The sequence below is a fragment of the Pseudomonas tehranensis genome (genome assembly GCF_014268615.1).
GTDB lineage: Bacteria > Pseudomonadota > Gammaproteobacteria > Pseudomonadales > Pseudomonadaceae > Aquipseudomonas > Aquipseudomonas tehranensis.
This window is the reverse complement of sequence record NZ_JABWQV010000149.1, coordinates 1-11,891: the sequence shown is the minus strand read 5'-3', so window position 1 is coordinate 11,891 and position 11,891 is coordinate 1. Positions and strand designations below refer to the sequence as shown.

Annotated in this window: 8 protein-coding genes; 3 read left to right on the top strand and 5 right to left on the bottom strand. The window is 62.4% G+C overall.

The window, feature by feature from the left end:
* Positions 1–45 precede the first annotated feature (45 nt).
* The 3 genes from HU811_RS18815 to HU811_RS18805 form a co-directional block, all read right to left on the bottom strand.
* A complete protein-coding gene (locus HU811_RS18815; RefSeq protein ID WP_186657440.1) occupies positions 46–3,732 on the bottom strand; it encodes a translocation/assembly module TamB domain-containing protein in 3,687 nt (1,228 codons plus the stop codon).
* Complete coding sequence (locus tag HU811_RS18810) at positions 3,729–5,456, bottom strand: autotransporter assembly complex protein TamA (RefSeq protein ID WP_186657437.1); 1,728 nt, start codon at positions 5,454–5,456, stop codon at positions 3,729–3,731. The genes HU811_RS18815 and HU811_RS18810 overlap by 4 nt, the downstream gene beginning before the upstream one ends.
* Positions 5,457–5,522: 66 nt before the next feature.
* The gene (locus HU811_RS18805; protein ID WP_186657435.1) at positions 5,523–6,173 is read right to left on the bottom strand and encodes a GNAT family N-acetyltransferase; all 651 of its coding nucleotides are present in this window, start codon (positions 6,171–6,173) and stop codon (positions 5,523–5,525) included.
* A 176-nt stretch (positions 6,174–6,349) separates the two neighbouring features.
* Here HU811_RS18805 and xthA point away from each other — a divergent pair, with 176 nt between their 5' ends.
* The 3 genes from xthA (at position 6,350) to HU811_RS18790 (ending at position 9,426) form a co-directional block, all read left to right on the top strand.
* The gene (xthA, locus tag HU811_RS18800) at positions 6,350–7,162 is read left to right on the top strand and encodes an exodeoxyribonuclease III (protein ID WP_186657433.1); all 813 of its coding nucleotides are present in this window, start codon (positions 6,350–6,352) and stop codon (positions 7,160–7,162) included.
* A gap of 232 nt (positions 7,163–7,394) precedes the next feature.
* Positions 7,395–8,729 (top strand): substrate-binding domain-containing protein, encoded by a 1,335-nt coding sequence (locus HU811_RS18795; RefSeq protein WP_186657430.1) that lies wholly within the window; start codon positions 7,395–7,397, stop codon positions 8,727–8,729.
* A gap of 355 nt (positions 8,730–9,084) precedes the next feature.
* Positions 9,085–9,426 (top strand): DUF6124 family protein, encoded by a 342-nt coding sequence (locus HU811_RS18790; RefSeq protein WP_186657427.1) that lies wholly within the window; start codon positions 9,085–9,087, stop codon positions 9,424–9,426.
* Between the two features lie 196 nt (positions 9,427–9,622).
* On the opposite strand, the gene HU811_RS18785 is transcribed toward HU811_RS18790, so the two are convergent.
* Together HU811_RS18785 and HU811_RS18780 are read right to left on the bottom strand one after the other, a co-directional pair.
* The gene (locus HU811_RS18785; protein WP_186657425.1) at positions 9,623–10,861 is read right to left on the bottom strand and encodes a M20/M25/M40 family metallo-hydrolase; all 1,239 of its coding nucleotides are present in this window, start codon (positions 10,859–10,861) and stop codon (positions 9,623–9,625) included.
* 355 nt (positions 10,862–11,216) lie between these two features.
* Positions 11,217–11,891 (bottom strand): class I SAM-dependent methyltransferase (locus tag HU811_RS18780; RefSeq protein WP_186657422.1); only part of this gene is annotated, 675 nt, incomplete at its 5' end.

Here is an 11,891-nt window from a genome sequence, read left to right as displayed (position 1 = left end):
CGCTTTCGCGAGCAAGCCCGCTCCCACAGATGATTGGGGGAAGGCTTAGAAATCGCGCTTGTAGAAGATATCCAGGGAGCTGGCGACGCCGCTGGCGGCTTCCAGGTAAACCCGTTTGCTGAGCTTGTAGCGCAGGGCGATGGTGTTGGCCGGTTCGAACACGCCGACGCCGTAACGCAGGCTGAGTTTTTCCGTCAGATTGCCGCTGGCCACGACGCTGGTGGCATCGCCGCTGCCCTGGGTGTCGAGCTGGAAATCTTCAATCCCCAAAGTGTTGGCAAGACTGGTGGTAACTCCCGCACTGCCCATCAACCCCAAGCCCAGTGCCGCCTGGGCGAGCATGTTGTTGTCCTCGCCGGTGGTGCTCAGCGGCCGGCCGAGTACCAGATAAGACAACGCCTGCTCCTGGCTCATGGCCGGCTCAGAGAAGATTTGCGTGGTCGGCTGTTCGGCGCTGCCGCTCAATCGAATACCGGCGATCACATCATCGGCCTGGCGAATCGCTTCGATATCCAGGTAAGGCTGGTCAATGGGTCCGGCGAACAGCAGCCGCGCCCGACGCACCGTCAGCCGTTGCCCATAGGCCCGGTAGCGACCGTCGTTGAGCCAGAGCTCGCCACGGGTGTCCATGTTGTCGCCAATGTGCACCTGGCCTTGTACGTTGGCCGTCAGGCCAAAGCCTGAAAACGCGAGCTTTTCCTGGCCCACGATCACATCGATGTCCATCGCCATGGCCATCGGTGACTTGCCCTCCTCGGTCTGGTGGCCGACGATCACCGTGTCATCCGACACCTTGACGGTAGACGGCGGCAGTTCGCGCACGGTGATTTCGCCTTTGGGCACCAGGACCTTGCCGGCAATGGACAGGCGCTCGCCCTGCATCGTGATGGTCAGGTCCGGCGCCACCTCCAGCACCGCGTAAGGTTCGACGGTGACTGGCAATTGCGAGCCCTTGAGCGCCAGGTTCAGGCTCAGGGCTTCGCCCCAGCCGATGTCCCCGGTCAGGCTGCCTCGGCCGCCCTTGCCGCTTTTCCAGTCACCGTTCAGACGCACCGTGTCACCGGCAATCGTGGCGCGCATCTGCAAGTCTTCGAGGCTGACCGGCAGTTCCGGACCGGACACTTCGCCATCGCTGATCAACAGATTGCCGTTGACCTGAGGCGCCAATAAACCACCCGACAGTGTGCCGCTGCCATTCAGGTGCCCGCTGAGGGTTTCCACCATCGGCAGGAATGGCCGCGCCACGGACAAGTCCAGGCCGCTCAGGCGGAACGAGCCGCTCAGCGGTTTGCTGGCCGGCAACGGGTTGATCTGCGCCTGGAGCATCAATTCGCCCAGCTTGGCCCCGGCGAAATTCAGGTGGGTGTCGATCCGCTTGGGCGTCAGGCGACTGTCTAGGGTCAAGGTCTGGTAAGGGAAGTCCAGCCATTGCCCATCGTCGCGATCCTTGTCCCGGATCCGCAAAGTGCCGCCACTGGCGTCCACCAGGATGCGTCCGTTCGGGCCGCTGGCCGGCAGGTCCAGTTGCAGGTCGGCGTTGAGCCGGCCCTGCCAGGCAAAATCCTTGGGCATCCACTGGGCCAGGCTTTCGATGGGGAATTGCTTGAGGTGATAACGCAGCTTCGGCTCCGGCATCAGGCGCTGATCCTCACCACACAGGCTGGCCTGACCGGAACGCCAACAATGGGCCCCCAGGTTGAGCGTGCCGTTGGCCAGGCGCTCCAGCTTCGCCGGGGCTTGCAGACGCCAGGCTTGGCCGCCGGCCTGCACATTGCCAGTGCTGAGACGCCCGCGCCAGTTGCCTTGGTTGAGCATGCCATCAAGCGCCAGGTTCGTTTCAAGCTGTGGCCCTTGCAGGTCGAGGGTGAGTTTTTGCTGCCTGATGTCGCCCTGCCCGCTCACCGTCAGGACACCGAGCGAGGTTTCGCCTGCCCGAATACCGCTGGCCTTGAGGTCAACCTTGCCCCGCTGCGCGCTGTCGAGGGTCGCGTCAAGGTTCAGGCTTTGCAGGCGGTTATCCTGCAACGCCAGTTGCGTGCCTTGCAGGTCGAGCTTGCCTTGGGGGGCCTTGAGTGTCCCGGCCACATTGAGGCGACCGCTCACCTGGCCGCGCAGTTGCGGCCAGAGCTGGGCCAGCCGCGAAAGCTTGATGTCGATTTGACCGCTGAGTTTTTCTTGCAGGCTGCCCGTACCGTTGATGCGGTTGTCACCCAGGCGAATGTCCAGCGCGCTGAGGTTCCACTGCTCGCCAGCACCGTTGGCCTTGGCCTGGAACAGTGCCGGTTGGCCGCGCAATTTGCCTTTGAGGTCCAGGTCCGCATCCAGCTCAAGGCGGTCGTTTTTCATCGAGCCTGTGCTGCGCAACGGCCCGGCCAAGGTGCCGGGCAGCTCGCCCAGCCAATACGCCGGGTTGATGGCCGACAGGTCCAGCGCCGTGTCCCAGGCAATGCCGTCGGCAAACTCCAGGTTCAAATGACCTTCGGCCTTGCCCTGCCCGGCGGCGAGTTTGAGTTGCGGCAAATGGAGGGTCGTCAGGTCGCCGCTGAACGGGCTGTCCAGGCTGAACGCTCCGGCGGGACCGTCCAGCGCTGCCTGGAAATTGCCCAGGTATCTGCCATCGGTATACGACACTTCACCGTTGAAACTGCGCAGCGCCACTTGCGGCTCGTCGATCAGCGGATACAGGCGATGCCAGGGGAAGTCCAGCCAGGCGATTTTCGCCTCGGCGCTCAGGCCTTCGCGCCAGTCCAACTGGCCGGTGAGCTTGAGGTATTGCTGATCACTGGCGTTGAGGTCCAAGCCGGCGATCTGCGCACCGTTGGCGTCCACTTTGCCTTGCAGCAGCAATGCCACCGGGCCTTTTTCGGCGGGCAATGTGGCCTTGCCAAGCAACTGGTAGCCGCTGTTCAGATCGCCCTCGCCGGTCAACTCCAGCTGATTGAGCATCAGGGTATCCGGCAGATCGGCGCTGGCCCTGAAGCCGTCGGCGGTGATGCGTACCTTGGCCGGCAGGTTGTTCGCCAGCGGTTGCAGCTCACCGACCAACTGGCCTTGCAGATAACCGCTGCTGTCGGCATTGAGGCTGAGGGTTTTCAGCAGATTGCCATCGATCTTCAGGTCCAGCATCCACGGCGTGGCGCCCGGCGCCGGCAAGGTCAGCCGGCCCTCGGCCTTCAGCGGCCAGTCGCCACCCGGTTGCAGCATCCCGGACAACTTCAGGCTCAGCTCGTCGCGCTGCAACTGCACCGAGTCGATCTGCAGACCCTGGGCGGTCCAATGTGCGGCCAGTTGCAAGCCCTTGAGCTGTTCGCTGCCATTGAACGACAGGCTGCCGACCTGCACGTCGCCCAGTTCGAGGGCCAGCGGCAAGTTCAGGTCCGGCAAGGTAATCGGACCGCTGCTCGGCTCGTCAGCGGACGGAGGAAATTGCAGGCTGACCTTATCGGCCTTGAGCTGATCGATGCACAGGGTCATGCGCGCCAGGCACAGCGGCGACCAAGCGAAGATCACCTGATCGAGTTCCACTCGGCTGCTGTCCTGCTGCCACACCAGGTGGTCGGCACTCCACTGGCCGCCCAACCGTCCCTGGAAATTATCCGTACTCAAACCCGGCACAACGCCCAGTGCCCAACGGCTACCCCATGGCGTGCCGAGCACGACACTCAGGGTCAGCAAGGCCACCAGCAGCAACGTGCCGAGCGCCAGCAGGGCTATTTTCAAACCACGATTCACAACTCGGGCCCCATGGAAAAGTGCAAGCGAATGCCTCCGTCGTCATCCAGCGCATGGGCGAGGTCGAGGCGGATCGGCCCCACCGGCGACACCCAGCGCACACCGACGCCAACGCCCGTCTTGAGGCTCGGCAGCTCAAGGCTGTTGAAGGAGTTGCCCTGGTCGACGAAGGTCGCCAACCGCCATTTTTGCGCAATCGAATACTGATACTCGAGACTGCCGGCGACCATGTAGCGACCACCGATGCGATCACCTTCGGAGTTTTCCGGTGACAGGCTCTGATAATCGTAACCGCGCACGCTCTGGTCGCCACCGGCGAAGAAGCGCAGCGATGGCGGGATGGATTTGTAGCCGTTGGTGGCGCTGCCACCGACCTGGGCACGGGCCAGCAGGCGATGCTTGTCGAACACGGTGGTCAGGCCCTTGACCATGGCCGTGCCATATAAAAGGTTGTTGTCCGAGCCAAGCCCTTCCTTGGCGACCTTGGTGTCGAACTGAATGCGATAGCCGTTGCGCGGATCGATGCGGTTGTCACTGCGCAGGTAGGAATAGCTCACGCCCGGCATCAGCAAGGTGCTCAGTCCCGAGTCGTCGCCGAGCCGATATTCCTCTCGCTGCCACTTGAGCGACACCACCCGCTGCCAGCCACTGGGCAACTTGCTGTGCCATTCGGGGCCCACGGTCAGCAGCTTGCTGAGGCTATCGGTGCCGGACAGCTCTTCATATTGATAACCACCGGCGTAGCGCATCTTGTCGGTCAAGGGCGGGTCCAGGGGGACGTCGTACCACAGGCCGACGTTCTGCCGGGGTGCCGACACTTCGGCTTCCCAGCCATAACTGTGGCCCTGGGGATTGACCCAGTGGCGCGTCCAGTTGGCCTTGGCCCGTGGGCCGACGTCGGTGGAGAACCCCAGGCCCAGGCCCATGGTGCGCGGCTTGCGGGTGTCGAGCTTGACCGCCACCGGGATCACATTATCGGTGGCGGCAGTGGGTGCCGCGTCCACCCGAACGCCTTCGAAATAGCCACTCGATTGCAGGGCCTGGTTGAGTTCTGCGATGAGTTCCGAGTCGTACGCCTCGCCCGCCTTGAACGGCACCATGCGTTGCAGCAGGTCTTCGTCCAGTGGGGTGTCGCCTTCGAAGTGCACGGGGCCCAGGCTATAGCGCGGGCCGCTGTCGTAGACCAGCTCGATGTCGGCGACGCCGGCCTGAGGGTCCACCAACAGCTTCTGGCTGACAAATCGTCCGCTGAAAAATCCGTAGCGCGAGGCCTGGTTCTGGATCATCCGTTTGGCGTCTTCATAGCGCCCATGATTAAGCACCGCGCCGGGTTTGAGCGCGGCGTTGTCGGGTACGCGAAAAGCCTTGAGGGAAGCGGCCGGGCCATCGATGCGCACGGTGACATTGCGCAGGTGCACGGGCTCGCCGGGATCGATGGTCAGGATCAGGCGCGGAGTCTTGCCGCCCTCGACCTCGCTGTCGATCTGCGGTTGGTAGTAGCCCAACGCCTGGGCGGCTTTGCGCGCCTGCTCCTCGGCACCCCGACTGAAGCGCAGCAAGGCCTCTTCGTCACGATCGCCCACGCCGCCAATATAGCCTTCTACGTTAGCCTTGAGCTGGTCGTTGGACGGCTTGACCCGTACAGCCAATTCACTTTGTGCCAGCGCCGCGCAGCTGATCGACAGCAAGAGCGCACCACTGGTCATTCGTCCTGGGAAATTCATGGCGCGGATGCTATCACGGGCTTGGAAGCCTGATAGAGCCGGACATGTCTCAAAAGTTTCCGCGGATTACGCCGTTGCGCTCTGCAATACCTGCGGGTTGGCGTGAAAGAACACATGTTCGCGGACAGGTCCTACCGCAATCTCGCCGATTTCCTCGTAGCCCTGACGTTTATAGAACTCAAGGTAACGAGGGTTGCCGGTGTCTAGCACCACACCTTGGGAGTTTTCGTCCACCGCACACCAGTTATGCACCGCCGCCAGTAACTGTTCGCCGAAGTGTTGGCCTTGAAACTGCGGATGCACCCCCAGCAGTGGCAACACATGGACAGACTCCGACGGCAGGCAGGCCGTCACTGCGGCGTGGTAGTCCAGGTAACGCCGGGTGCAGCGAAAGCCGGTGCTCAACACCATGCGCAGGCGCCAGGCCCAGCTTTCAGTGATACCCAGGCGGCGCTGCGGTGGAGCAATCAAGGCGATGCCGATCAGGCGGTCGTTGACCAGCAGGCCGATGGCCGGCAAATCCTGGAGAAAGTGCTGTTTGACCAACTCGCGCACCGTGGCCCGTACCCGATGTTCATAACCGGGGCGCTCGGACTCAAAGAGAAAGCTGAAAGTCGGTTCATGCCGGTAAGCCTGGTAGAGCAATGAACGGGCTTCGCGCGAATAACCGCGGTCGAGCATATGAATGTCGGCGATGGCGGTGGAGGTTTCTGGCATGACGGTCAATCTCCTGGGCGAGGCTCGGTGAGGCCCCGCTCTTATTGAGTACGAACCCGATTAGGCTGTGATCGTTCCTACATGCACAGGACATTAGCAGCGCATTTGTCCTACTGCCACGCTGGCCGTGCTCCTACATGTCAGCTAGCATCGCAGTTTTGCCAGGACAGCCGACCATGAAGATCGTCTCCTTCAACATCAACGGGCTGCGCGCCCGCCCCCATCAGCTGGCGGCGCTGATCGAGAAGCATCAGCCGGACGTGATCGGCCTGCAGGAAACCAAGGTCCACGACGAGCAATTCCCCCTGGCCGAGGTGCAGGCCCTGGGTTATCACGTGCATTACCATGGGCAGAAGGGTCACTACGGCGTCGCCCTGCTCTCGCGCCAGGCCCCACTGACGCTGCACAAAGGCTTCGAGGGCGACGATGAAGACGCCCAGCGGCGTTTCATCTGGGGCACCTTCGCCGATGCCAACGGCGTGCCGGTCACGATCATGAACGGTTACTTCCCCCAAGGCGAAAGCCGCGATCACCCGACCAAGTTCCCGGCCAAGGAGCGCTTCTACAGCGACCTGCAGCAACTGCTGGAAAGCCGCTTCAGCAATGACCAGCCCGTGGTGGTGATGGGCGACGTAAATATTTCCCCGGAAGACTGCGACATCGGCATCGGCCCGGACAACATGAAGCGCTGGCTGAAAACCGGCAAATGCAGTTTCCTGCCGGAAGAACGCGAGTGGATGGCGCGCCTGAAGAACTGGGGCCTGGTGGACAGCTTCCGCCACCTGAACCCGGACGTCACCGACCGCTTCAGCTGGTTCGACTACCGCAGCCGCGGTTTCGAAGACGAGCCCAAGCGTGGCCTGCGCATCGACCTGATCCTCACCTCCCATGGGCTGCTGCCACGGGTCAAGGATGCCGGGGTGGATTATGAACTGCGCGGCATGGAAAAACCTTCAGACCATGCGCCGATCTGGCTGCAGTTGAGCTGATTGGCGCACACAAAACCCTGCACAAGCCTGTGGGAGCAAAGCTTGCTCGCGATGAACGATGACACGGTCCCGCCGTTAAACCGAGTCGCCTGGATCGCGAGCAAGCTGTGCTCCCACAGAATGCAGCTTCTTGCATCACTCTTGGGCGGCTAACAAGTCGCACGCCTGTCACTTTTCAGTAACCTGACTGACTTAATCTTCCGGCACGTCCTCAGGTTCAGAAGGTGCCGGCATGCGGTTGCGCGTTGTTTTTTTCATGGCCCTCTGGCTGCCGCTCGCGGCATGGGCCAGCGGCCTGCCGATTCCCGAACACGGCCCCGCGCTGCGCCTGCAAGGCTCGAACACCATCGGTGCTACGCTGGGGCCGGCGCTGGTCAAGGCGCTAATGGCGGATCAGGGGCTGCTCAAGGTCCGCACTGAAATCACCGACCGCGATAACGAACAGCGTCTCGTCGGCCAGGCCGCCGATGGCCGGCGGGTGGAAATCGACATTGCCGCCCATGGTTCCAGCACCGGATTTTCCGCCCTCAAGCACGCCAGCGCCGAACTGGCCGCCTCTTCGCGACCGATCAAGGACAGCGAACTCAAGGAACTGGACCATCTGGGCGACCTGAAACATCCCGACGCCGAACAAGTCATCGCCATCGATGGCCTGGCGATCATTCTTCATCCACAAAACCCGCTGCGCCAGCTCGACACCCGGCAACTGGCGAAGATCTTCAGCGGCGAAGTCAACACCTGGGAAGCGCTGGGCGGCGCCGGCGGCCCGATTCATCTCTACGCGCGGGATGAGCAGTCCGGCACCTACGACACCTTCAAGGAACTGGTGCTCAACCGACAAGGCAAACGTCTGGCCGCTTCTGCCCAGCGCTTCGAATCCAGCGAGCAGCTTTCCGACGCGGTCAGCCAGGACCCACAAGGCATCGGTTTCATCGGTTTGCCCTACGTGCGCCAGGCCAAGGCGCTGGCGATTGTCGACGGCGACTCCCAGCCCATGCTGCCGCTGACCCACCTGATCGCCACCGAAGACTACCCGTTGTCCCGCCGGCTGTTCTTTTACCTGCCACCGCAAGAAACCAACCCGTGGGCCAAGGCCCTGGCTGATTTCACCCAAAGCGAAAAGGGCCAGGCCATCGTCGCGGCCAACGGCTTCATCGCCCAAACCGTGCAGGCGATGGCCGTCACCCCCAATGCCCTGATGCCTGAGGGTTATCAAGCCCTGAGCCGCCACGCGCAACGGTTGTCGGTCAACTTCCGCTTCGAAGAAGGCAGCGCCAGCCTCGACAACAAGGCCCAGCAGGACCTGGGGCGCGTGCTCGCCTATATAAAGCAGCACGACAAGCTCGACCGCCGAGTAACGCTAGTCGGGTTTGGCGACGCCAAGGACGACCCGGCGCGCGCCGACCTGCTGTCGCGGTTGCGGGCCATGGCGGTGCGGCGCGAATTGGTCAAACACGGCGTGGCGCTACGCGAAGTACGCGGCTTCGGCGCGCTGATGCCGGTGGCGGCCAACAGCGAGGATGAAGGCCGGGTCAGGAATCGGCGGGTGGAGGTTTGGGTTTACTGACACCGAAAAGCCAAATGTTTATGCCGCCAGCCTCGACGTAGGACCTGCCTGCCTCGTCTTGCGCCGTTGCCTACAACTACGCCAGAATCCGCCGGCTTGTGCGCCTTGGGGTCGGGCTTTATCGTTTTCCGGTCGCTGATGAATCAGCGATCGGGTTTGGTAGCCCGGTTTTCCTGGTGCACGTGCAACCTGATGCAGGGGATTTCTACGCCCTCTGTTTTATGGTGGTCATGCGCAGGGCGTCCTTGGACGCGCCGGGTTGCCAGGTAACCGGTCTACCAACCTTCGTATGGCCACCACCTTTCGTTTGGTAGCGAGGGTGATGGCTCCAACTTTATTATCTGGAGTTTCATCCATGTTCAAACCAACACCCAATCCGCCAGACACCGATCCGACGACCGTCAACTCCAAAAAATTCGACCAAGCCGCCGACCGCGCCCTCGACTTCTACCTGAAACCCAAACCAACCAAGCCCGAGCCTGCTCCAAACCAAGTCTTCACCGTCGTCAACGGCATCGACACCGAAGCCCTGCTCGCCAACCTCAGCGAAACCCTGGCCTCGGCCAATGCCATGGTCAGCGACCTGGCCTTCGATCTGGAAGGCTCCAGACGCCACGTCGCCCTGGGCATTCAGCAACTGATCGAACTGGGCGGCTTGCTGGCGAACCGAGCGCTGGATAACGTCGATCCGCACTAACAAGCTCACCACCCAAACCCGCTGGGTGCTGTAGGAGCTGGCGAAGCCTGCGATCTTTTGATCTTTCCCTTGAGACTCAAGTGTCTGGACAGAGATCGCAGCCTCGTTGCACTCGACAGCTCCTACAGGCGCAGCCGAGCGGGAGCAAGGTTCTTCGCCACAAAAGCCTGTGTGCCCTTAAAGAACCGGCAGCGCTTTACCGCCCCGCCAACTCCATGATCATCCGCGACAACAGATAAATCCTTGGCACCACACTCTCAACCTCCGCGTATTCCTCAGGCGTATGAATGTTGCCGCCGACAATGCCGAAGCCATCCAGCGTCGGCGTGCCCACCCCCGCCGACAGGCTGGCATCCGCCGCGCCACCGCTGCCCTCTTCGGTGAGTTTGCGCCCCAGTTCGCCATAGATGCCCTGGGCCATGGCCATCAAACGGTCCGACTCCGCCGTCTGCGGCATCGGCGGCAGGCCGCGCTTGAGGCTAGTGGTGACTTCAGTGTCGGCGATCAGTTTGTCTTGCGACACGCGCGCCAGGTCTTTTTCGATGCGGTCGAACTCTTCCGGTACCGCTGCCCGCACATCGGCCTTGGCGCTGGCCTGGTCGGGAATCACGTTGGTCCGGTCGCCGGCCTGGAGCACCGTGAAGTTGATGGTGGTTTTCTTTTCCGCGTCGCCCAGCTTGCCCAGTTGCAGGATCTGGTGCGCGGCTTCCATCGCCGCATTGCGCCCCAGCTCCGGCGCGACACCGGCATGGGACGCCTTGCCCTTGACCTCCACCAGCGCCGTGGCACTGCCCTTGCGCCAGACCACCAAACCATCGGCCGGACGACCCGGTTCAAGGTTGAGAGTCACGTCATGGGCCTTGGCGGTTTTCTTGATCAGGTTGGTGGCAACGTCCGAGCCGGTTTCTTCGCTGGCGTCGAGCAGGAAGGTGATTTGCGCGTAGTTCTTGAAGTCCAGGTTCTTGAGCACCTTCAACGCATAGATCCCAGCGACGATCCCACCCTTGTCATCCATCACCCCCGGCCCGTAGGCCCGGCCGTCCTTGATATGGAACGGACGCTCGGCGGCCGAGCCTTCCTTGAACACCGTGTCCATGTGGGCCATCAGCAGAATCTTCGCCTTACCGGAACCCTTGAAGGTCGCCAGGATGTGCTGGGTGCCGTCCGAGTTGGGCACCTTTTCGATGGTGGCGCCCAACTTCTGCAATTCATCGATGGCAATGTCACCGACCTGGTTCAACCCCGGCAAATACCCGGAGCCTGAGTCGATGTTGACCAGCCGTTCCAGCAGTTTCAGGGCTTCGCCCTTGTACTGTTCGGCGTCGCTCAGGACTTGTTGATGGGGCTGCGCGAAAGCAACGGGGGCGAAGGCACCGAGGGCCAGGCTCAGGCCGAGACTGACGGCCAAACGAGAGCGAAGAGCGGTCATCGTCATGATTTCATCCTTGTTTCGTATCGGGAGAGGGCTCAAGCAACCCTACCCGACTATGGGGCGAGGCTCTAGCCAGACAGCCACCAAACAGAGGGGATAGGTTTATTTAACTTGGGTCCAACCGATTGGCGCATACGATCCTCGCCATGCAGATGGCTACGCTGTAATGCTTGTCGCTCCAATCCATCGATGACGCCGTGCTCGGTATCGATCAGATAATTCGTGGAATAAGAGTAAAGACATTCGTGAGTGGCCGCTTTTGCCGAGGAACGGATGACCAAGCAAAAAAGGACATCAATCTGACCGGCCAAAGACACCCCGCTCCACCGAGCAGGGGCGTCTCCACTGTTAATCCTTGTCAGCTTGCCGGATTGCGTGCCATGACGATCCACGCCGCGCCGTCGATCATCACCGACCGCTCGCCGGGGAGGCTCGCGAAGGCGGCACGAACCGCGGCCCAGGCGCGGGCGCGGATGTCGTCGGGCTGACTAGCGAGCACAAGCGACAATGGGCCGCCTTCGAACGCCATCTTCACCGCGTCGTCGATCGCCGCGTCCCGCGTCCCGCCCTCGCCGAACGGGATGGAAGCATCGAAGGGCGCGATAGCGATATCGCTGAAGCCGGCCGCTGTCAGGATACGTGTCACGCGTCCCCGGTCGCCGAACGAGAATGGGCCGGGCGCTTCGGGATCGGGCGGTGCGGTCGGCGGGACAATGCCCTTGATCGCGCCCATCGGCAGGCGCACCCAATCGTTCTCGGCCACGCCGCGCCAGCAGACGAAAGCGACCCGCCCGCCCGGCCGGAGCGCGCGACGCATATGGGCGAACGCCCCTGTCGGATCGTCGAAGAACATCACCCCGAAACGGGAGAACAGGATGTCGAATGCGCCCTCTGGCAGCTCGGCGCTGCTGGCGTCCGCTACCCGGAACTGGGCCGGCGTATCCTGTGGCGCAAGGGCCCGCGCTCGACCGATCAGCGGTTCGGATATGTCCACGCCCAGTACATGGCCGCCCGCGCCGACGCGGGCGGCCAG